Origin of the sequence: Streptococcus suis (assembly GCF_019794555.1) — a bacterium.
Classification (GTDB): domain Bacteria; phylum Bacillota; class Bacilli; order Lactobacillales; family Streptococcaceae; genus Streptococcus; species Streptococcus suis_AB.
Window position 1 is genome coordinate 83,987 of the sequence record NZ_JAIMEP010000007.1, and the last position, 22,624, is coordinate 106,610.

The 22,624-nt window shown below is 40.9% G+C and carries 22 protein-coding genes; 13 read left to right on the top strand and 9 right to left on the bottom strand.

The annotated features are described in order from the left end of the window. Nucleotides 1–36: 36 nt before the first annotated feature. From asnA to K6V48_RS11805, 6 genes are all read left to right on the top strand, one after another. Nucleotides 37–1,029 carry an aspartate--ammonia ligase gene (asnA, locus tag K6V48_RS04705; protein ID WP_024403481.1) on the top strand — a complete coding sequence of 331 codons (993 nt, stop codon included), beginning with the start codon at nt 37–39 and terminating at the stop codon, nt 1,027–1,029. Between the two features lie 217 nt (nt 1,030–1,246). Beyond that, entirely contained in the window at nt 1,247–3,097 is a 1,851-nt protein-coding gene (gene typA, locus K6V48_RS04710; protein WP_024403480.1) for a translational GTPase TypA, read from the top strand. Nucleotides 3,098–3,111: 14 nt separating this feature from the next. Next, nucleotides 3,112–3,390 carry a DUF3165 family protein gene (locus tag K6V48_RS04715; protein ID WP_172018237.1) on the top strand — a complete coding sequence of 93 codons (279 nt, stop codon included), beginning with the start codon at nt 3,112–3,114 and terminating at the stop codon, nt 3,388–3,390. 166 nt (nt 3,391–3,556) lie between these two features. Further along, nucleotides 3,557–4,018 carry a GNAT family N-acetyltransferase gene (locus K6V48_RS04720; RefSeq protein ID WP_222368255.1) on the top strand — a complete coding sequence of 154 codons (462 nt, stop codon included), beginning with the start codon at nt 3,557–3,559 and terminating at the stop codon, nt 4,016–4,018. Nucleotides 4,019–4,028: 10 nt separating this feature from the next. Continuing rightward, nucleotides 4,029–4,220: a hypothetical protein gene (locus K6V48_RS11800; RefSeq protein WP_261311043.1), complete on the top strand. Its 192-nt coding sequence runs from the start codon at nt 4,029–4,031 to the stop codon at nt 4,218–4,220. 54 nt (nt 4,221–4,274) lie between these two features. Further along, entirely contained in the window at nt 4,275–4,694 is a 420-nt protein-coding gene (locus tag K6V48_RS11805; RefSeq protein ID WP_261311044.1) for a CPBP family intramembrane glutamic endopeptidase, read from the top strand. Between the two features lie 51 nt (nt 4,695–4,745). Here K6V48_RS11805 and K6V48_RS04730 read toward each other — a convergent pair whose 3' ends face one another. The 7 genes from K6V48_RS04730 to K6V48_RS04760 form a co-directional block, all read right to left on the bottom strand. Then, complete coding sequence (locus K6V48_RS04730) at nt 4,746–5,309, bottom strand: DUF6287 domain-containing protein (RefSeq protein ID WP_172066058.1); 564 nt, start codon at nt 5,307–5,309, stop codon at nt 4,746–4,748. Nucleotides 5,310–5,327: 18 nt separating this feature from the next. After that, nucleotides 5,328–6,602, bottom strand: coding sequence for a serine--tRNA ligase (gene serS, locus K6V48_RS04735; RefSeq protein ID WP_222368257.1), 1,275 nt, complete (start codon nt 6,600–6,602; stop codon nt 5,328–5,330). A 216-nt stretch (nt 6,603–6,818) separates the two neighbouring features. Further along, a complete protein-coding gene (locus tag K6V48_RS04740) occupies nt 6,819–7,190 on the bottom strand; it encodes a DUF956 family protein (protein ID WP_024403603.1) in 372 nt (123 codons plus the stop codon). A gap of 59 nt (nt 7,191–7,249) precedes the next feature. Then, nucleotides 7,250–8,161: a PTS system mannose/fructose/sorbose family transporter subunit IID gene (locus K6V48_RS04745; RefSeq protein WP_170242386.1), complete on the bottom strand. Its 912-nt coding sequence runs from the start codon at nt 8,159–8,161 to the stop codon at nt 7,250–7,252. Nucleotides 8,162–8,179: 18 nt separating this feature from the next. Next, a complete protein-coding gene (locus K6V48_RS04750) occupies nt 8,180–8,989 on the bottom strand; it encodes a PTS mannose/fructose/sorbose transporter subunit IIC (protein ID WP_170242385.1) in 810 nt (269 codons plus the stop codon). A 31-nt stretch (nt 8,990–9,020) separates the two neighbouring features. Next, on the bottom strand, nt 9,021–10,013 hold the full coding sequence (locus K6V48_RS04755; RefSeq protein ID WP_172016655.1) for a PTS sugar transporter subunit IIB: 993 nt from the start codon (nt 10,011–10,013) through the stop codon (nt 9,021–9,023). 262 nt (nt 10,014–10,275) lie between these two features. After that, entirely contained in the window at nt 10,276–11,088 is an 813-nt protein-coding gene (locus K6V48_RS04760) for a Cof-type HAD-IIB family hydrolase (protein ID WP_172016659.1), read from the bottom strand. Nucleotides 11,089–11,346: 258 nt separating this feature from the next. Here K6V48_RS04760 and K6V48_RS04765 point away from each other — a divergent pair, with 258 nt between their 5' ends. Then, nucleotides 11,347–12,807, top strand: a complete 1,461-nt coding sequence (locus tag K6V48_RS04765) for an NCS2 family permease (RefSeq protein WP_172070916.1) — start codon at nt 11,347–11,349, stop codon at nt 12,805–12,807. A gap of 286 nt (nt 12,808–13,093) precedes the next feature. Here K6V48_RS04765 and metF read toward each other — a convergent pair whose 3' ends face one another. Both metF and metE read right to left on the bottom strand, forming a co-directional pair. After that, nucleotides 13,094–13,954, bottom strand: a complete 861-nt coding sequence (metF, locus tag K6V48_RS04775; protein ID WP_172007236.1) for a methylenetetrahydrofolate reductase [NAD(P)H] — start codon at nt 13,952–13,954, stop codon at nt 13,094–13,096. A 3-nt stretch (nt 13,955–13,957) separates the two neighbouring features. Further along, nucleotides 13,958–16,207, bottom strand: coding sequence for a 5-methyltetrahydropteroyltriglutamate--homocysteine S-methyltransferase (gene metE / locus K6V48_RS04780; RefSeq protein ID WP_222368261.1), 2,250 nt, complete (start codon nt 16,205–16,207; stop codon nt 13,958–13,960). Nucleotides 16,208–16,507: 300 nt separating this feature from the next. Between metE and K6V48_RS04785 the strand changes: the two genes are divergently transcribed. From K6V48_RS04785 to K6V48_RS04810, 6 genes are all read left to right on the top strand, one after another. Further along, nucleotides 16,508–18,079 carry an ABC transporter substrate-binding protein gene (locus K6V48_RS04785; protein ID WP_222368263.1) on the top strand — a complete coding sequence of 524 codons (1,572 nt, stop codon included), beginning with the start codon at nt 16,508–16,510 and terminating at the stop codon, nt 18,077–18,079. A gap of 104 nt (nt 18,080–18,183) precedes the next feature. After that, on the top strand, nt 18,184–19,146 hold the full coding sequence (locus K6V48_RS04790) for an ABC transporter permease (RefSeq protein WP_222368265.1): 963 nt from the start codon (nt 18,184–18,186) through the stop codon (nt 19,144–19,146). Further along, complete coding sequence (locus tag K6V48_RS04795) at nt 19,143–19,973, top strand: ABC transporter permease (RefSeq protein ID WP_105127417.1); 831 nt, start codon at nt 19,143–19,145, stop codon at nt 19,971–19,973. Before K6V48_RS04790 ends, K6V48_RS04795 begins: the two co-directional genes overlap by 4 nt. Beyond that, nucleotides 19,973–20,833 carry an ABC transporter ATP-binding protein gene (locus K6V48_RS04800; protein ID WP_222368267.1) on the top strand — a complete coding sequence of 287 codons (861 nt, stop codon included), beginning with the start codon at nt 19,973–19,975 and terminating at the stop codon, nt 20,831–20,833. The genes K6V48_RS04795 and K6V48_RS04800 overlap by 1 nt, the downstream gene beginning before the upstream one ends. Beyond that, nucleotides 20,826–21,707: an ATP-binding cassette domain-containing protein gene (locus K6V48_RS04805; RefSeq protein WP_024403593.1), complete on the top strand. Its 882-nt coding sequence runs from the start codon at nt 20,826–20,828 to the stop codon at nt 21,705–21,707. Before K6V48_RS04800 ends, K6V48_RS04805 begins: the two co-directional genes overlap by 8 nt. Before the next feature lie 84 nt (nt 21,708–21,791). Further along, nucleotides 21,792–22,481 carry a gamma-glutamyl-gamma-aminobutyrate hydrolase family protein gene (locus K6V48_RS04810; protein ID WP_222368269.1) on the top strand — a complete coding sequence of 230 codons (690 nt, stop codon included), beginning with the start codon at nt 21,792–21,794 and terminating at the stop codon, nt 22,479–22,481. Nucleotides 22,482–22,624: the final 143 nt, after the last annotated feature.

Below are 22,624 nucleotides of genomic sequence, written 5' to 3' on the forward strand. Positions count from 1 at the left end.
TATAATAAGACTATTAAAATTTAAGGAGGAGTAGGTATGAAGAAAAGCTTCATTCATCAGCAAGAGGAGATTTCTTTTGTCAAAAATACATTTACCCAGTATTTAAAAGATAAGCTAGAAATCGTAGAAGTGCAAGGACCGATCTTGAGTCGTGTCGGGGATGGTATGCAGGATAATTTGTCCGGTGTGGAGAATGCAGTTACCGTTAATGTGAAGCTGATACCAGATGCTACTTATGAAGTGGTTCATTCGCTTGCAAAATGGAAGCGTCATACCTTGGCTCGCTTTGGATTTCACGAAGGAGAAGGTCTTTTTGTACATATGAAAGCCTTGCGTCCAGATGAGGATTCCTTGGATCCGATTCACTCGGTGTATGTGGATCAGTGGGACTGGGAAAAGGTCATCCCTGATGGCCGTCGCAACTTGGCTTATTTGAAGGAAACGGTCGAACAAATCTATAAGGCCATTCGATTGACAGAGCTTGCAGTTGAAGCACGCTACGATATCGAATCTGTCTTACCGAAGAAAATTACCTTTATTCACACAGAAGACTTGGTGAAAAATTTCCCAGATTTGACACCAAAAGAGCGTGAAAATGTGGTTGCCAAGGAATACGGTGCAGTCTTCCTAATCGGTATCGGTGGTGAATTGGCAGATGGTAAACCACATGATGGCCGTGCACCTGACTATGATGACTGGACAAGCCCATCTGAAGCAGGCTATAAAGGCCTTAACGGAGATATTTTGGTATGGAACGAAGCACTTGGGTCAGCTTTTGAAATCTCATCAATGGGAATTCGTGTTGACGAAGAAGCACTCAAACGTCAAGTTGCCATTACAGGCGATGAAGACCGTTTAGAATATGACTGGCACCGTGCACTCTTGAATGGCTTGTTCCCATTGACAATCGGTGGAGGGATTGGTCAATCACGTCTGGCTATGTTCTTACTTCGTAAGAAACATATCGGTGAAGTGCAATCAAGTGTTTGGCCACAAGATGTTCGTGACACCTTTGAAAATATTCTTTAAAAACAGGATAAAGAATCATGCAAAATGGCCTTGCCAGCGATAGGAAAATGATAAAAATGTTTGGACTTATTTTAGAAGTTCCAAACTTTTTTGTTTTCATTCTCTTTTTGAATACTTGCAATTCATTGTTGAAAACATTTACAACATGATTATCTGTGATTTTTACGCCAATCTATGATATACTTTTTTAGTTAAATTAAAATATACAGAGGATATTATGACAAAACTTAGAGAAGACATCCGTAACGTTGCTATTATTGCCCACGTTGACCACGGAAAAACAACCCTCGTTGATGAACTATTAAAACAATCCCAAACATTGGATGAGCGTACGCAATTGGATGAGCGTGCCATGGACTCAAATGATATTGAGAAAGAGCGTGGTATCACCATCCTTGCAAAAAATACTGCCGTAGCTTATAACGGTACTCGTATCAACATCATGGACACACCAGGACACGCGGACTTTGGTGGTGAGGTTGAGCGGATCATGAAAATGGTTGATGGTGTAGTCCTTGTCGTGGATGCTTATGAAGGAACCATGCCACAGACTCGTTTCGTATTGAAAAAAGCGCTTGAACAAAACTTGACACCTATCGTGGTTGTGAATAAGATTGACAAACCATCTGCTCGTCCTGAAGAAGTAGTGGATGAAGTGCTTGAACTCTTCATCGAACTTGGGGCAGACGACGATCAATTGGAATTCCCAGTTGTCTACGCGTCAGCGATTAATGGTACTTCTTCATTGTCTGACAATCCAGATGACCAAGAAGAAACAATGGCACCAATCTTTGATACCATCATCGAGCATATCCCAGCTCCAGTGGACAACTCAGATGAGCCATTGCAGTTCCAAGTTTCACTTTTGGACTACAATGAATTCGTAGGTCGTATCGGTATCGGTCGTGTCTTCCGTGGTACTGTTAAAGTTGGTGACCAAGTTACCCTTTCTAAACTAGATGGCACAACGAAAAACTTCCGCGTTACAAAACTCTTTGGTTTCTTCGGCCTTGAGCGTAAAGAAATCCAAGAAGCTAAAGCGGGTGACTTGATTGCCGTTTCTGGTATGGAAGACATCTTCGTTGGTGAAACAGTAACACCGACAGATGCAGTTGAGGCACTTCCAGTTCTTCGTATCGATGAGCCTACTCTTCAAATGACTTTCTTGGTGAACAACTCACCATTTGCGGGTCGTGAAGGGAAATGGGTAACTTCACGTAAGATTGAAGAGCGTCTCTTGGCTGAATTGCAGACAGACGTATCTCTTCGTGTAGATCCAACCAATTCACCAGATAAATGGACTGTTTCAGGTCGTGGTGAATTGCACTTGTCTATCTTGATTGAAACCATGCGTCGTGAAGGCTATGAGCTTCAAGTATCACGTCCAGAAGTTATCATCAAAGAAATCGACGGCGTGAAAATGGAGCCATTTGAGCGCGTGCAAATCGATACTCCTGAAGAATACCAAGGTTCTGTTATCCAATCCCTTTCTGAGCGTAAGGGTGATATGTTAGATATGGTTTCAACAGGTAATGGTCAAACTCGTCTTGTCTTCCTCGTTCCTGCGCGTGGTTTGATTGGTTATTCTACAGAATTCCTTTCAATGACACGTGGTTATGGTATCATGAACCATACTTTCGACCAATACTTGCCAGTTGTTCCTGGCGAAATTGGTGGTCGTCACCGTGGCGCACTTGTCTCTATCGACCAAGGTAAGGCAACGACTTACTCTATCATGCGTATCGAAGAACGTGGTACGATCTTTGTCAACCCAGGTACTGAAGTATACGAGGGAATGATCATCGGTGAAAACTCTCGTGAAAATGATTTGACTGTTAATATCACGACTGCTAAACAAATGACCAATGTTCGTTCAGCGACGAAAGATCAAACAGCGGTTATTAAGACACCACGAATCTTGACTCTTGAAGAATCACTTGAATTCTTGAATGATGACGAGTACATGGAAGTCACACCAGAATCCATTCGTCTTCGTAAGCAAGTCTTGAACAAGGCAGAGCGTGATAAGGCTGCTAAAAAGAAAAAATTAGCGACTGAAGAAGGATAAGAAAAAGGAGAGGCATGTTTTATCTAATCTTAGCCATGTTGCTGGTGCTATTCTATATCTTTGCAGCACCAAACAATATTCGAGGAACCATTAATCTCATGGTTGCAGTATTTGTTTTGGTAGCACTTTTTATAGCCCTCTTATTAGCTTTTTTAAAGGTTTTAGAATTCTCTTCTCATGTCTGGGTTGCCATTATCATGCTGATGATTGCATTCTGGGCTATGTGGGATATTCATCATTTAGATAAACCAAACACCAAACGTTCATCAATGAGTAATAAAAAGCCTTTTTGAAATCTTCGTATGATTAGGACTGCCTTAAATAGTTCGATAGATTCTTCATTTCAGATGATATACTCCCCTTATAGTGGATAGTGAAAAAACAAAAAAATATTAGGAAGACCTAGTATTTTTTTGCTAGATTTGATACAATGGATAAAATCATTTCAGGAGGTTTTCCATGTTAGTAAAAGCAGATCTATCAAACGCAGAAGAATTGCTACCTATTCAGCACCGAGCCTTTGCAGCTTTGTATGAAACCTATCAGGACCAGTACAACCCTGCCATTGAAACTATGGACTATTTCCAATCACGCTTTGCACGACCAAATTGCAGCTACTACAAGATTGTTGAGGAAGGGCACACAGTCGGTTTAGTGCGAACAACGGTCGCTGAAGATGCTGACCAGGGCTGGCTAGGTCTGATTGGCATTGATCCAGACCACAGAGGAAAAGGCTATGGTCATAAGGCTATGCTCGAATTGGAAAGCCTTTATCCGATAGTCAAGCAGTGGGTACTCTGTACAGTTTTGCAGGAACCTAGATTGGTCGCTTTCTACGAAAAACTCGGCTATAAGGCCTTCAAAACAGAGCCTGAACAAGAAGGCATGGATATGGTCTATATGGAGAAGTGGATAGGATAGGAGTTTGGAAATGCTAGAATCATTCAGTCAAAAGTTAGAATGGCTTTGTCGGAAAATCTGGATTTTATTGCAGGCCTTTCTATTATTGCTTCTTGAACTCATTCCAACTTTCATATTGCAAAAATCCACCTCGCCAGTCGCTCAATGGACTGCCGGCCTATCTTCTATTGGAATAATGGTCTTTATGTGTTGGTTGGCATAAAGGAAAGGGCTTGCCATTTGGGATAGAAAATTCCTGACCTGGAAGGGACTTGGGTTGGTTGCACTGACCGTACTATTTACCAGCCTTTCTACTGTCTTAGGGCATACTATCATGGACCTTCAAGGGATTGAAGATACGGCTAATCAGATTGGTATTGAAAAGACTTTGCGAACCATTCCCTTTGGGTTAGCCTTTGTCAGAATTGCCTGTCAGGCAGCGATTTCAGAGGAGATCATTGTCAGAGGCTATCTATTCAAAAAGTTTTTTGAAAAATACAAGATTTTGGGAATTGTGGTATCTGGCTTGTTGTTTGCTTTCCTACATGGACCAACAGATTTGGGTTCATGGATTATTTATGCTAGCCCAGGATTTATCTTGGCTTACTTGTACTATAAGACAGATTATCTGATTTACCCTATTGCAGTGCATTTTATCAATAATGCCTGGGCGGTGGTGGCATTTTACTATTTATAAGTCATAAGAAAATCAGCTCTTCTCAGGTGGAAGAGCTGATTGTTTACTTTTCTACGGTGTGTCAACACGATAATAGACATAGTCTGGATTTGAATTGATAATATTTTGTCCGATGAGGATCCGATCTTTACTAGTGTCAGAAGCATCTGGACTACTTGTGCCATCTTCGTAGGTAGGAGAGTAGGTGATGTTTTGAGGGATAAAGACCATCCTGAAGCTACCCGTTTGTTCGGAGTTTTGGACAGATAGTTCCAAAACATTGTTGCGAATGTTGGAATTTGGTCCCATTTTTACAGTAGGATATTCTGCCAACGCTCCATATTTATCGAAAGTCAATGTATTTCCAAGGTTGTCTCTCCAAGTGCCAACTAGGCTAGAATAATCGCCTGCTTGAATGCCGAGGATATCAAGGACAGGCTGGGCTTGAAGGCTGGAAGAAGTTTGTGTTGTTTCATCTTGACTGCTCGAACTAGTACTAGTTTCAGAGCTGATAGTAGTGGTACTAGAGGTTTCTTGACTGGTTGAAGTACTGTTAGTAGAGTTTGTCTCCTTTTGACAGGCAGAGAGGCAGGGCAGGCTCAAGAGAACTCCGGTAAGTAACATAATCTTTTTCATTTTTATCTCCCGTAGAGATTAAGGTTTAATAACTTCTACCCCACCCATGTATGGACGGAGTACTTCTGGAATAGTAACAGAGCCGTCTTCATTTTGGTAGTTTTCAAGGATGGCAGCCACGGTACGTCCAACTGCTAAACCAGAACCATTGAGGGTGTGGAGCAATTTGACCTTGCCGTCAGCAGCATCGCGGTAGCGGATTTGGGCACGGCGAGCTTGGAAATCTTCAGTGTTTGAACAGCTCGAAATTTCACGGTAGGCATTTTGGGCAGGAATCCAAACTTCCAAGTCATAGGTCTTAGCGGCAGAGAAGCCCATGTCGCCTGTGCAGAGGGCAAGGACTCGGTAAGGTAAGCCTAATTTTTGAAGGATATTTTCTGCATTTGCTGTCATTTTTTCCAATTCATCATAAGATTGCTCTGGTGTGGCAAATTTGACCATTTCAACCTTGTGGAATTGGTGGAGGCGGATAAGACCGCGGGTATCCCGACCAGCAGAACCAGCTTCAGAACGGAAAGATGGGCTCATGGCTGTGAAGTAGATTGGCAAGTCTTTTTCTTCCAAAATCTCGTTGCGGTAGTAGTTGGTCAATGGTACCTCCGCAGTTGGAATGAGGACGAAGTTAGTGTCTGCCAACTCAAAAGTATCTTCCTTGAACTTAGGATATTGACCAGTACCGAACATAGAGTCGTGGTTGACCATGTAAGGAGTGATGATTTCTTGGTAGCCTTCTGCGACATGCTCGTCCAACATGAAGTTGTAGAGGGCACGTTCTAAGCGAGCACCTAAATTCTTGTAGAAGAGGAAGCGAGCACCAGTTACTTTTGCGCCACGTTCCCAGTCCAGAATATCTAGGTCTTCGCCCAAATCCCAGTGAGCTTTTGGCTCGAAAGTGAATTCACGCGGTGTCCCCCAACGGCGAACTTCCACGTTTTCTTCTTCGTCTGCACCAACAGGAACAGAATCATGAGGAGTATTTGGAAGAACTGCAAGAATGGCATTTAGTTTTTCATCAATTTCCAAGAGTTCTGTATCTAAATTTTTCACATCTGCAGACAATTTTTGCATAGCAGCAATCTTATCATCTGCATTTTCTTTGTTACGTTTTGCTTGGGCAATTTCTGCTGAAACTGTGTTACGTTCAGCTTTTAATTCTTCTACAGTAACCAAGATTTCACGGCGTTTTGCATCCAATTCCTTGATGTCTGCCAAGGTCTCGGCAGCCACACCACGAGTAGCTAATTTGGCAGCCACTCCGTCAAAATCAGTACGAATACGTTTGATATCTAGCATAGATGTCTCCTTTAGAATAAAAAACACAGAATGAGAGATGCTGGAGCGATATTTACCGCGGTTCCATCCAGCTTCACATTCTGTGCACTTGATTGTATGTTGATAATTTCATAACGGTAGAATTTCACAACTTTTTCCTATCTGCTCACAGCGACCGCAGACTTTCTGGAAGGAGCCAGATGCTACTTATCCGTTGCTACTATTATACTTGAATTTTTATTTTTTGGCAAATAGATTAGAAATTTTTCTTCCAATTGTTTGTATGAGGGTTGGTAATTTGACGACTTTCTCATTACCGATATGCTCACGAGCAACTTTGAGAATCTTACCAGAGTCTTTGGAAGCAAACAGGAAGCGACTTTTTTCGGTGTAAATTTCAAAATGTCGACTGATTGTTTTTCCAGAAACATTTGCACCAATGCTAGTCATCTCTGACCAAGGAATCTGGATATAGCGCTCAACGTTGCTATCAGGATAGAATTCTAGAGCCTTGTCACCAAGTAAAAATTTGCCAACCTTACCACCAAATCCCATGTAAGAAACTCCTGTGGTTTGTAGCTCAACGCTTGTATTTTGTGATTGTGCCATAGTGCTCCCTTCTTAGATATTCATTATATCATAAAACCCCGCATTTGCAGGGTCCATGATTACATAATTCCGAAGAAACGAGCAAGAATACCTACGATGAAGAGACCGATAATCATTGTGATTGGTGTTACTTTTTTCTTAAGCAAATGCATGCAGAGGAAAGTAAGGAGAAGTCCCATCAAACCTGGAATCAAGCTGTCCAACTGGCCTTGTAAAGTTTGTGCTTGAGTTGGTTCAAGGCTAAGTCCGCTAAGAGCTTGACCAAGAATACCTTTTAACTCAGTACCAGTAACTGTACCTTCTGGGAAGACAATGTAGGCACCTTCTGACAATTGTTTAGCAGGAAGGTTTACAGAGAAAGTAATAGAAACCCAACGTTGAACAAGCACAGCAAGGATGAACATACCAAGGATAGAAGCACCTTTTGTAATATCTTGAAGGATACCACCTGACATGTCTTTAGTGATTTCGCTACCAGCTTTGTAACCAAATTCTTGTGTATACCAGAGGAAGGCCATACGGATTGCGTTCCAACCAAAGAAGAATAGAAGCGGGCCAACAATATTTCCTGTCATCGCAAGTGAAGCACCAAGGGCACCGAGGATTGGGCGAACAGTAAACCAGAAGACTGGGTCACCGATACCTGCAAGAGGTCCCATCATACCGATTTTCACACCTTGGATTGCTGTGTCATCGATTTCAGCACCGTTTGCGCGCTCTTCTTCAAGGGCAAGTGTTACACCGAGGATTGGTGAAGCAACGTATGGGTGAGTATTGAAGAATTCCAAGTGGCGCTCAAGAGCAGCAGCTTGGTCTTCTTTTTTCGTATAGAGTTTTTTGATAGCAGGGATCATGGCATATGCCCAACCTAAGTTTTGCATACGCTCGTAGTTCCAAGAACCTTGAAGGAAGGTTGAACGCCACCAAACTTTTTTACGATCGCTTACGGAAAGTTGAATTTTTTCTGACATGGTTAAATCTCCCTTCTCTTAGTAGTCTTCAAGAATATCGCCGATTGGGTCGTTTGATGAAGCACCACCGTTACCAGCACCACCTTGTTTAGACAAGTTAAGGTAGATAAAGGCAATTGCAACACCGATAACACCAAGTGCGATAAGTGTCAATTGGCTAATTGCAGCAAATGCAAAACCAAGTGCGAAGAATGGCCAAACTTCACGAGTTGCCATCATGTTGATAACCATTGCATAACCAACGGCAACAACCATACCACCACCAACGGCCATACCACCTGATAACCATGCTGGCATTGCTTCAAGTACTGATTGAACAGCTTCTGCAGGAATTGCAAGAAGAAGAGCAGCAGGAATCGCGATACGCAAACCTTGGAGAAGGAGAGCAAATAAGTGGTAACGTTCTACTGCAGCAAAGTTAGCACTTTTTGCAGCATTATCAGCACCGTGTACCAGACCAACTGAGATTGTACGTACAATCATAGTAAGGAAAAGACCAGCTACTGCAAGTGGAATAGCAGTTGTAGTAGCAACGGCAATACCTTCAGTTGAGAAGTCGCCACCTTTAATCATGATGATAGCAGCAGCAACTGAAGCGAGAGCGGCGTCAGGAGCAACAGCTGCACCAATGTTTGCCCAACCAAGTGCAATCATTTGTAGAGAACCACCAAGCATAACACCTGCAGCCAAGTTACCAGTCACAAGACCGATAAGGGTACAAGCTACCAATGGTTGATGGAATTGGAATTCGTCAAGGATACCTTCCAGACCAGCGAAGAAGGCAACGATGACAACGAGAATTGCAGAAATAAATGTAATATCTGACATGTTGTAATCCTTTCTATACTAACAGATCGATTTATTGAACGTTTGCCTTGTTGATAAGTTCAAACAAGTCTTTTTTCGAATCGTTTGGTACTTTACGAACATCAAATTTCACTCCAAGGTCACGCAATTTTTCAAATGTTGCAACGTCATCTTTGTCCATTGACAATACGTTGTTGACCATTGTTTTACCAGTTGAGTGAGCCATAGAACCAACGTTCAATTCTTTGATTTCAACACCACCTTCAATTGCTTCAAGAGCTTCTTGAGGTGTTTCGAAAAGAATCAAGGCGTGAGTGTTACCGAATCGAGGGTCTTTAGAAACCTCAATCAATTTCTTGATTGGGACAACGTTCGCTTTTACGTTACCAGGTGCAGCTTGTTTGATGAGTTGTTTACGCAATTCATCTTTGGCAACTGTATCTGATGCAACGATGATACGATCTGCTTTGGAAGCAGGAGTCCAACCAGTCGCCACTTGACCGTGCAAGAGACGAGTGTCGATACGGGCTAAGTTGATTTTCAACTTGCCATCACCGATAACAGTACCTGGAGGGATAGCACCTTGTAGTGCAACAGGAGCAGCATCGGCAACAGGAGTAGCTTCAGCTGGTTGAAGTTCTTCTGGAAGAACTTTGACCCCATCCTTAGCTTCCTTAATAATGTTTGCCGCAACTTCTTCCACACCTGCAGAAGCATTAATCATACGCTCTGTGTAGGCTTGGATAAGCATTGGCAAGTTTAGACCTGTGATGATTACTACTTTGCGGTCTGGATTTTCACCAGCTACGCGGCTTGCTTGGTTAAATGGTGAACCACTCCAAAGGTCAGCCAAAACCAAAACTTCATCATCGGCATCGAATGCGTCCACGGCAGCATTTAGCTTAGCGTATAAATCATCTGGACCTTCACTTGGCATAAAAGTAACAACTTGTACTTTTTCTTGTTCGCCAAAGATCATTGAACCTGACTGATGAATACCAGCAGCAAATTCGCCATGACTTGCAATAATGATTCCAATACTCATTATTGATCCTCCTAAATTTTTTCTTGATCCTTTGAAAACCGGAAAAGGCTTTCATATTTTTTGGAACTTGTATATTATAAATCGCTTACATAAGATTGTCAAGTAAATATAAAAAAAGTTTAGGAAAAGTTTTGGGAAAATTTCAGAAAAACTATAAAACAATATTGTTTTACATATGTTTTATTGGTCTCAGAACTCCTGATATCATCGCTTTTGTACAAAACAAAAACTCTGAAAATCATTTTTCAGAGCCTATAATTTTTTATAAAAATAATTTTTCTAATTCTTTTGCGACACCATCTTCAAAATTGGCAAATTCAGTCATCTGATCAGCATGAGGGCGAAGTGTGTCACTGCAGTTTTTCATGCCATATGCTTTTCCAGCGAGGTCAAGCATTTCTACATCATTATGTTCATCCCCAAATGCAATCAGATCTTTTGCATCAAATTGAAATATATCCAATAAATAAGTCAAAGCTGAAGCCTTAGTAACACCTTTCGCACAGGTTTCCAATACATTGAGAGGTCCACCCCAGGTATTGATTTCTAATTCATTATTGAAATAAGATCTCATTTCTTCCGCAAGTGCGTATTTATCAGTTGCTCTTGTCTGCATGAGGATTGAATGTGGGTCAGAAGTGATTAATTCAGGTTTAATAAGTGTGTCAGGAGTTATTTGTTCAACTCCCATCAAGGTAGGATCAACTCGGTCCAGATGATTTTGTGTAATAAAGAATTTATTTTTATACTCACCAGCAATAAAATCGGCTTCAAATGCATCTTCAGATTTTAAAAATTCTAATAGATAGCTTTTATCGATTAAAACATTCTTTTCCCATTCCCATCTTCGATTCGGAATGTGTACCAATGACCCGTTAAAATTAATCATCGGTGTATCTAACTCCAGTTGTTGATAGAATGTTTCAGCCATCCGATAGGGGCGTCCAGTAGCAATTAAAACTAGGTGTCCCTGTTTTCTTACTTTTTTAATTGTAGAGATTGTGTACTCGGATAATTGGCTTTCTTGATTTAAAAGCGTCCCGTCCAAATCAATTGCAATCATTTTTTTCTTCATCATTTAATGTTAATATTACTCCGTTTTATAGCTAATAAGTGACAGTATATCAAAAACAAGTAAGATAATCAAAAAATTGATAGTTCAGCTATTTAATGGTAGAAAACGCAACATAGTTCGCTTAAAGCGAACGTTTTAACAAATATTTAAGAGTGTTTTGTAAAAAATACTGTAAAAAGCGTTCATTCCTATTGAAAAATTATTTTATTTCCGATATAATAAGTTTATTGTTCGTGAATAAAGGAGAAAAATGGAAAAATGGACAAGTTTTTTAAACTAAAAGAACATAATACGACTGTTTCGACAGAGATTATGGCAGGGCTTACGACATTCTTTGCAATGTCATATATTTTATTTGTCAACCCAAGCATTTTGAGTGTTGCGGGTATACCAACACAAGCTGTTTTCTTGGCGACCATTATTGCCAGTGCGGTCTCTACATTAGTAATGGGACTTTTTGCAAATGTACCTTATGCTTTGGCACCAGGTATGGGGTTGAATGCATTCTTCACCTATACAGTAGTTATTGGTTTGGGCTTCACATGGCAAGAAGCACTTGGTATGGTATTCTTGTGTGGTTTGTTTAATATCTTTATCACAGTTACAAAAGTTCGTAAAAGTATTATTAAGGCGATTCCTGTTAGCTTGCAACATGCTATTGGTGGAGGTATTGGGGTATTTGTAGCCTACCTTGGTTTCAAAAATTCTAACTTGATTACTTTCCTAACATCTGGTTCAGATATCATTACAGTCAATGGTGTTGCACCGGCGGATGCAACAGCAGAAACATTCTCAAATGGTGTTTTCTCTGTCTTAGCTGGCGGTGGTGTAGTTCCTTCTATCTCAACCTTCACTGATCCAAGTGTACTTCTTACTGTATTTGGTCTGATTCTTACAGCTGTTTTGGTTATAAAAAATGTACGTGGAGCTATCTTGATTGGTATTATCGCAACAACTGTAGCAGGTATTCCAGCAGGTGTAGTTGATTTATCTTCTATTAGTTTTGCAGATAATCATATTGGTTCAGCCTTTGGAGAATTAGGGACAACCTTCCTTGCAGCCTTTGGAGGAATCGGCTCACTATTTGCTGATTCAAGCCGTTTACCATTAGTATTGATGACCATTTTTGCATTCAGTTTGTCAGATACATTCGATACTTTGGGTACGTTCATTGGTACAGGTCGTAAGACTGGTATCTTCTCTGCTGAAGATGAAAAAGCACTTGAAAATGGTACAGGTTTCAATTCAAAAATGGATAGAGCGCTCTTTGCAGATGCAATTGGTACATCTATTGGTGCCATCTTTGGTACTTCAAATACCACAACCTATGTTGAGTCTGCTGCAGGTATCTCAGCAGGTGGGCGTACAGGTTTGACAGCTGTCACAACAGCAGTTCTCTTCCTTCTTTCTATTCTTATTTTGCCATTTATTGGAATCGTGCCAGCGGCAGCGACATCTCCAGCCTTGATTGTTGTCGGTGTCATGATGGTATCCTCATTCCTTGATGTGGATTGGAGCCGATTTGAAGATGCGCTTCCAGCCTTCTTTGCAGCCTTCTTTATGGCACTATGTTTCTCTATCTCTTACGGTATTGCAGCAGCCTTTATCTTCTATTGCTTGGTAAAAGTTTCAACAGGTAAGGCAAAAGAAATTCACCCAATTCTTTGGGGTGCTACAGCACTGTTTATTTTAAACTTTATCATTTTGGCCATTATCTAACATGGTTTATATACCTCAACCTGGTTTCTAAGAAGCCAGGTTTTTTTGTCAAATATTTAGAATGTAGGAAGCGGGTTACGACTAATACTCTTCGAAAATCAAAATTATCCGTTGTCAACTTGCCTTGATGAACTCCAGTTCTATCATCGGCTTCGTTTCCTAGGCTATTTTTGATTTTCATTGAGTATAATTTGAGACAAATTAGAGAAATGAAAATGGTTTGTATTAGCTATATGAGGAAATTTGTAAATAGAAAACCCCTTAAAAAAGGTCCAAGGGGAATGCGTTAACTATAATGTTTGAATAAGGCATGAGTTGCTTCATGAATAGTCCTGGCTGTCTCAGCATTATTCATTGTATAAAGATGGACACCAGCCACATCATTGGTGACCAAATCAACAATTTGATCCACAGCATAGGCAAGACCTGCTGCCCGAAGTGATTCAGGATTGTGCTCATATTTTTCTAAAATGGCTTTAAACTTACGGGGCAAGCGTATGTTTTCACACGTTTTCAAGAGTCGAAGTGCCTGATTCCTGTTGATAATAGGCATAATACCTGCAATAATAGGCACTTCGATGTCTGCTAGAATGCATTTCTCTTGAAAATTGTAGAAGGCTTCATTATCGAAGAAGAGTTGTGTTACTAATGTCGAGCAACCTGCGTCCACTTTCTTTTTTAGGTTCTTGATATCTGATACTGCGTTTGGCGATTCAGGATGTCCTTCTGGATAGCAAGCTCCGATGATATCAAATTGAGGAGCTTCTTCCTTGATAAAGGAAACTAAATCAGTTGCATATTTGAAATCCTCCTTTGGAGAAAGTCCATTGATAATGTCTCCACGCAGGGCTAAAATCTGATGGACACCAATTTCGTCGAGAGAATGAAGAACTGACCGAACTTTTTCCTTTGTTAGATAAGCCGCAGGTAAGTGTGCAATGGTTGGAATATGTAACTCATTGTGCACATGGTTTGCCAACTTAACAGTTGTTTCCTCAACATTCAAATTGTTGTTGCTACAAGTCACACTAATAAAGTGAGGGGCCAAACCCTGCATCTCATTAAGTGCGTGGATAATTTTTTCATTGCCTACTTCTGGTTTTGGAGGAAAAATTTCAAATGAGAGACTTGGGGCTTGACCAATCATAAATTAGAGTTCCTTTCTGGCTGCCTTAGCTGCTTGAGTCAAATGGATAAGGCTGGCTTTTGTTTCTTTTTCACCACGAGTTTTAAGCCCGCAGTCGGGGTTAATCCACACTTTTTCTTTTGGTACTTTAGCAAGAATGGCTTCTATCGTATGAGAAATTTCTTCTACAGATGGAACACGTGGGGAGTGGATATCATAGACACCAGGACCTACCTGAGTTTGGAAATTCTTAGCCTTGAGTTCATCTAGGATAACGAGATTTGAACGGCTGGCTTCAAAGGAGATAACGTCCGCATCCATATTGTCGATGGCAGGAATGATGTCTGTAAATTCGCTATAGCACATGTGAGTGTGAATTTGTGTATCTGGTGCAACAGTTGAGTGAACTAAGCGGAAGGCTGGAATCGCCCAATCCAAATATTCACTGTACCAGTCGCTACGACGAAGTGGTAATTTTTCACGTAAAGCTGCTTCGTCAATTTGAATAATCTTGATACCCGCTGCTTCAAGGTCAAGAACTTCTTCCTTGATAGCAAGGGCGATTTGAAGAGTTGATTCTTTAATAGAAATATCTTCACGAGGGAATGACCAGTTGAGGATGGTTACTGGCCCTGTCAACATACCTTTAACTGGTTTGTTTGTACGGCTTTGTGCATAGCTTGACCATTTAACAGTGATTGGGTTCAAGCGCGTCACATCCCCCCAGATGATTGGTGGTTTTACCCCACGCATACCATATGATTGGACCCATCCGTTCTTACTGAAGAGATAACCAGAAAGGTTTTCACCGAAGTATTCTACCATGTCGTTTCGTTCAAACTCACCATGAACCAAGACATCGAAGTCAACTTCTTCCTGCCATGCAATCCATTCGTCTGTTTGAGCTTTAACAAAGGTATCGTATTCTTCTTCTGAGATATTTCCTTTGCGGAAAGCCAAGCGTGTGCTGCGAATTTCTTTTGTTTGAGGGAAAGATCCAATCGTTGTTGTTGGAAGAAGTGGTAAGTTCAATTTCTCACGTTGAATGGCTTCACGTTCTGCAAAGACTGGTAGGCGTGTATAGTCAGCGTCTGTCAGTCCTGCAAGACGGTCTGCAAGGGCTGCATCACGACCAACACGCTCAAGGGCGAAGAGTTCCTTGTTAGCTGTGAGAGCAACTTCGCCTTGACCGTTGCGGATGGCATCCAAATCACGCAATTCGTTCAATTTTTCAACTGCAAAGGCAAAGTGGTTGAGGATAGCCGGCTCAAATTCTTCATTTGCTGTTGTGAAAGGCACATGAAGAAGGGAACAAGAAGTTGTTATGACAACATTTTCAGCTGGAATAGCATCCAAAACAGCTAGGCTCTTCTCGTAGTTGTTGCGCCAGATATTTTTACCGTTGACGATACCAGCGTAGAGGGTCTTGTCAGCTGGGAAACCAGTTGCAACAAGTGCAGCAGTTTCCTTACCTTCTACAAAGTCAAGACCGATGGCATCAACTGGTAGGCTGGTCAATTCTGTGTAAATATCACGAACATCACCGAAGTAGGTTTGGATGAGGATTTGCAAACCTTTCTTATCTGCCAAGAGTGTTTGGTAGATACGTAGGAAAAGGGCTTTTTCTTCAGCAGTCAAATCCTTGACCAAGCTCGGTTCGTCCAGCTGGATTTTTTCAGCGCCAAGTTCTGCCAATTTTTCAAAAACTTGCCCATAGGCTGCAACTAAGCTGTCAGCGAAATCAGTAGCAGTTAAACCTTCTTCAAAATCAGTTAATTGTAAGAGAGTAAATGGTCCGATTAAGACTGGTCGAGTTGTGATACCTAAGTCTTTTGCTTCTTGGAATTCATTAAAAATCTTTTGACCAGCTAGTTTGATTTCTGTGTCTTTTTCAATAGCTGGAACGATATAGTGGTAGTTGGTGTTGAACCATTTTTTCATCGGTCTAGCACGAACGTCCCCTTTTTCACCTTGATAACCACGTGCAAGAGCGAAGTATTTTTCAAGGTCAGTCAAATCAAGGTTTTGTACTGCTTTAGGTACGATGTTGAAGAGAACAGCTGCATCCAAAACATTGTCATAATGAGAGAAGTCGTTGCTTGGGATTTCAGTAATGCCTGCCTCTTTTACAATATTCCAATGTTTAGCGCGCAGATCTTTAGCAGCAAGCAAAAGTTCTTCCTGTGGAATTTCATTTCTAAAGTATTTTTCAGTAATAAATTTTAATTCGCGGTGTTCTCCGATTCGTGGGAAGCCGATAATGGTAGTCGTCATGGTAGTTCCTCCAAAATATTTTTATGCACCTATCCTAACAAAAAAAAGAACACTTGTATAATTGTAAAAAATTAGAGGAAGTTATAGTTTTTAGCTATATCGTTTTTTTAAGAGACCAAGGTTAATTTTTTATTCTATATTAATGACTTAAAAATGATAGCTTATTTTTGCTAGTAGAATGATGGTGTGACTAAACAGAGGCCATAGTTTTTCTTTAAGTCGTGATAAATTTTATATATTGGTCAAATAGGGTATTCCTTGATAGACTAGTACTACTTTTGAAAAATGGAGGAAAATGTAATGAAAAAGAAATGGCTTGCAGGTTTGCTTTCAACGGTTGCAGTGATAACCTTGGCAGCTTGCGCAAGCGGTGGTTCATCAACGACTACATCAAGTTCTAGCTCATCAGCTGATACAGAAACATTTACATATGCTATTAATGGAGATCCAAGTTCAACCAACCCAATTAATACAAGCGATCGTTGGGGATTGACCTTGACAAACTTTATCTATTCTCCACTTATTCGTGTAGAGGCTGATGGTACTTATGTCAACGAATTGGCAGATTCTTATGAAGTAGCTGAAGATGGTCTTAGTATCACAGTGAAACTTCGTCAAGATGTAAAATGGTCTGATGGTGAAGAATTTACAGCTGATGATGTTGTTTTTACTTATGAACAAAAGATTAAAGAAGAAAATGGTGGATCAGATGGTTTATATATCAATGGTCAACCTGTAACAGTCGAGAAGGTGGATGATTACACTGTGAAGTTTGTTCTTCCAGCTGTTTCAGCGCCAGCTTTGGACAATATTGTGACGGAAACCTACATCATCCCTCAACATGTGTTCAAGGATGAAGCCGACTTTTCTGCTAGTCAGTTGACAGCAACCCCCGTAGGTACAGGTCCATACAAGTTTGTGGAGTACAAACATGGTGAATACATCAAATTAGCGGCGAATGAGTATTACTACAAAGGGAAAGCTGAAATTGATAACCTCGTTCTTCGTATCATTGAAAGTGCAGATACTACAAAAGTAGCACTCCAAACTGGTGAAGTAGATGCGGCCTTTGTGCTTCCATCAGATATTAAAGATTTGAGCACAGATACTATTACAACTTATGCTTATAGTGAAAACCGTGTTGGCTATCTTGGTCTCAATACCTCAACTGAAGAATTGAAAGATGTGAGAGTTCGTCAAGCCTTACTTTATGCGTTGAATAAAGAAGAGTTTAACCAAGCGGCCTATCTTGATAAGAAATACTATGAAACGCCATATTCATTCTTACATGTTGCCAATCCATATGTGACAGAAGATGTTGAGAAATATGAACAAAATATTGAGAAGGCAAAACAACTCTTAGCAGAAGCAGGTGTCAGCAATCTGACTGTGAATCTTGGTTACTCATCATCTGATGCGGCCCAAACCTTGCAAGCTACTTTGATTCAACAACAATTAGCAGCAATTGGTGTTACTGTTGAATTGGCAGGTGGAGACTCTACAGCATTCTTTACAGAGTTGAAAAAAGAAGGTTCTACAGCATATGACCTCTTCTTGGGTGGCTACATCATGGGAAATGACCCTGATCAGTATGCTCGTTTGTTTAAAACTGGTGGTGCTTCAAACTACTTTAAATTGGCATCAAGCGAGGTTGACAGTCTCTTTGAACAAGGTGCTGTTGAATTGGATCAAACAAAACGTGAGCGAATTTATGATAATTTGCAAGCAACATTGGCTAATCAAGCCGCCATCTACCCTATCGTAGATAACAAAAAAGTTTTGGCAGTTAACAATCGTGTAAAAAATGTTGAAGAAGCTGGATTAATTCCAATTTATACATTTGAAGATCCGTCTAAATTAACAATTGAATAAGTATAATATGGGATGGGAGAGGGATTTTCCTTGTTCCCAAAGAGGAGAAGGAGTGGCAAATTGCCGAAAACTCCTCCCCTCTTTTTCTCGTTTTTGGAGGATGTATGTTTCGTTATATTTTAAAAAGAATCTTACAGGCAATTCCCCTCTTGCTGTTGATTTCTTTCATTGTGTTTTCGTTGATTCAGTTAGCCCCTTTTGATGTCATTGATTCAATGACAACACCAAATATGAGTCAAGAACAAATTGATTTGTTGAAGGTAAAATATGGTTTGGATCAGCCATTTTTAGTTCAATATTTTGTATGGTTGAAGGGTATTTTATCGGGAAATTTTGGGTTTTCCCTCATGACTCAACACTCGATTGGGGCAGATTTGGCCGAAAAAATTCCCAACACGATTTCCTTGGTTTTACCAGCATATTTGACGGCTCTTGTCTTAGCTATTACACTTGGGCTTGTTTCTGCTTCCCAACGTGGCAAATGGGCTGATAAAGTCATTGATGCCTTTGCATCTGTGGGCATTGCGGTACCAACTTTCTGGTTTGCTATGATTTTAATCTATTTCTTTGGTTATAAGTGGCGGGTGTTTCCGTTTATCGGAATGTACACTTTGGGAAAGGAAGGAGATATTCTTGATTTTCTATCTCATTTTGCCTTACCATATCTTACATTGACCATGGCATTTTTACCTGAGTTGATTCGGTTTATTCGAGCGTCAGCGATTGTAGAGGTTGAAAAAGATTATGTAACCGTTCAAGAAGCTTTCAAAGCTAAACGGTTTGAAATTTTTGGGAAACATGTGGCCCGCAATGTTTTAATTCCTGTCGTGACTCAAGTTGGGATGGCCTTACCAATGTTGGTAACGGGTGCTATTATCACAGAGACTATTTTTGCTTGGCCTGGTGTAGGTCCTTATTTGACAGCGGCTACTAAGAGTTTGGACTATCCAGTGATTATGGCTGTCATGCTTTTGTCTGCGACCTTAGTTATACTCGGGAATCTCTTATCAGATATTCTCTATGCTGTCGTCGATCCACGTATTTGGAAAGGAGGAGAGGGACAATGATTCTAAAGCAATTCAAGGAGACTTTGAAGAGTTCGCCACTCTATCTTTTCTCTCTTCTTTTTATTCTTTTCTTGATTATTTTATCTCTCATTGCACCGCTGATTCCTATTGATCCAAATGTAACGGATGTCAGTCAAATGAACCAAGGGCCTAGTGCTGAGCATTGGTTTGGAACCGATCAAGTAGGGCGTGATTATTTTATTCGGGTTATTTATGGGGGACGGATTTCTCTTTTAGTTGGCTTGTTGGCAATGGCTGCATCAGTGACCATTGGAAGCTTGGTTGGCATCACAGCAGGCTATCTGGGAGGAAAATGGGATAATGCCATTATGCGGGTAGTAGATGTGCTGTCATCCATTCCTTGGCTTGTCTTAGTGATTGTTCTCAGTGTCTTTTTAAAGCCTGGTTTATCCACAATCATTATTGTGATTGGAGGTTTTTCATGGATGAGTATTGCTAGGATGTTACGGGCTGAAACCTTAAAAGCAAAGGTGGCAGATTATGTTGGCTACGCCTCCTTTATAGGTTTAAAGAAACCATTGATTATTTGGCGACACATCCTGCCAGCCATCTTACCGACCTTGATTGTAACGGCATCAACCAGTATTTCGTCAGCCATTATGACAGAATCAGCACTTAGTTTCTTAGGAATGGGGATTCAACAGCCCTTAGCATCCTGGGGTAGTCTATTACAAAATGCCCAGTCTACCTTACAGAGTGCTCCGCATATGGCTATCTTACCGGGACTTTTTATCCTATTGACCATCTATTCATTTAATAATATCGGTGATCTCATACGTGATTGCCTTGAAAGAGAGGTGTACTAATGTCAAAGCACTTGGTAGAAATCAGTAACCTCACCATTATCAATCAAAAAAGTAAAGAACAAACTATTCTCGTCAAAGGGATTGATCTCTCCATTCCCAAAGGAAAAATTGTTGGAATTGTTGGAGAATCTGGTTCGGGTAAGAGTTTGACAATGAAATCCTTGATGGGGATTTTACCAAAAGGTTTGGAAGCAAGCTATGATCGATTTGAAATGGATGGAAAGCAAGTTCGTAATCCAAAGGTTTTGCCTTTGTCTATGATTTTTCAAGATCCAATGACCTCTTTGAATCCATTACGGACCGTTGGGTTTCATTTACGGGAAGTTCTTCGTCGCTTTCAGCCGAAATTGACCAAGGAAGAGCGGGAAGTGGCCATTTTAGAGATGTTGGATAAGGTGGGAATTTCTAATCCAGAACTTCGTCTCAAACAATTTCCTTTTGAGTTTTCAGGTGGGATGCGTCAAAGGATCATGATTGCTATGGCCTTATTGACCAAGCCAGACATGTTAATTGCTGATGAACCAACAACGGCATTAGATGTGACAATTCAAGCTCAAATCTTGGCTTTGCTTAAAGAATTGCAAGAGCAATTAGGATTGACAGTTGTAATTGTGAGTCACGATTTTAGTGTAATTGCTGGTATTTGTGATCAGGTCTATGTGATGAGAAACGGCCTGGTGGTGGAACATGCACCTGTTGATACGATTTTTGCACAGTCTTTGCATCCCTATACGCAATCTTTATTGAAGGCGGCCCGCTTAGAAGCAAGTCAAGGTCCTGTACCTGCTGATCGCGATGACAGTCAGTTGGTTCAAATTGGTCCAGAACACTGGGTGAGAAAGGAGGAGAAAAATGGCTAAAGAAGTATTGGTACAAGTTTCGGATGTGAGAAAGACCTATTCCAAGAAGAATTGGTTAGGTCAAGAACAACGCGTCGATGCTTTAAATGGTGTTGATTTGTCCATTTATAAAGGTGAGACACTCGGTCTGGTTGGTGAATCTGGCAGTGGTAAATCGACACTGTCTAAAATTGTTTTGGGACTGGAAAAAGCAAGTCAGGGACAGGTAGACTTTCCTGGTTTGACAGCTGAGGAACTAAACAATCAAGCGCTTCAGGTGATCTATCAGGATCCTTACTCCTCCCTCAATCCCTATCTATCAGCTTTAGAACTTGTCAAAGAACCGCTTTATTTGTTACCAAAGAAGGAGGCAGAAGAGAGGGCTTTAGCAATGTTGGAAAGGGTAGGTATACAGGGAGATGCTGTACATAAACGCCCAAAATCCTTTAGTGGAGGCCAACGTCAGCGTATTGGAATCGCTCGGGCAGTTGTATCCAATCCGCAATTTATCGTGTGTGATGAACCGACTTCTGCTCTGGATGTTTCGATTCAGGCAACCATTTTGGATTTGCTTAACCAGCTTCAAGAGGATTTAGGATTAACCTATCTTTTCATTTCTCATGACCTAAATTTGGTGCGGCATTTTGCTGATAGGATTGCGGTCATGTACAAGGGTAGTTTGGTTGAAATTGGACCTGCGCAGGATATTTTTCAAGATCCCCAACATCCCTACACCCGCTATCTTTTGCAATCCAATTTAAGTTTAGATCCTCATCAGGCAAGAACTCAATTGCAGGAGTTGTCACAGACAGGTCTCCTAAAGGATTTCATTACGGAAGGCGAATGGAAAGAAATCAGCGGTGACCATTTCGTATTACAGGCTGCTGATAAATAATTTTTATCAGTCTATAAATCTTCTATATTAGACAAGGCGAGTGAGCCGTGCTACAATGAACGAAATAAATGAAAGTAGCTTTTTATGGGAAAAGTGATTATTGGAATTTCAGGAAATGAACAAGAATTTCCAACAAAATCTGGTCGAGTTTACGTGACTGTTGCGCGTGAATTGGCAGACGGTGTTCGTCAGGCTGGTGGTGTACCAATGGTTATTCCTATGGGAACTCCTGATTTAGCCAAAGATTACATTGACATGATTGATAAGTTGATCCTTTCAGGAGGTCAACATGTTGATCCAAGTCTATATGGGCAAAAACGTTTAATTGACAGTGATGATTATCTATTGGAGCGTGACGAATTTGAGTTAGCTTTGATTGCTGAAGCCTTATGTCAGGGAAAACCGATTTTTGCAGTCTGCCGTGGGATGCAGTTACTGAATGTCGCACTTGGTGGTAGCTTGGAGCAAGAAGTTGCTAATCACTGGCAAACTGATTTGGTGGGCACCTCCCATCGTTTGCAAGTCAAACCACGAAGTCGCGTCGGTAAGTTGTTTGCTCAAGGAAGTCAAATTAATTCCTTTCATCATCAGCGGATCAAAGACTTGGCACCCGGATTAGTCGCGACTGGTCTAGATCCAAGAGATGGTACGATTGAGGCTTATGAAAGTAAAGGCAAACAGGCTCTGTTTGGTCTACAGTGGCATCCAGAATTTTTGTACAATAACTGTAAACAGCATAGAGAGCTATTTCACTATTTGGTAGATGTGTTTTAAAGAGGGAAGTGGTTCCCTCTTTTATTATGTACGACGGGCATGTCGTACATCTGAGGTGAAAGTCCTCTGTGGACACCCGCTACCGGTGAACCCCAAAGCGACTCCCAAGCCTGACTATCGTGAGGTAGCGGGGAGAGGAAGGG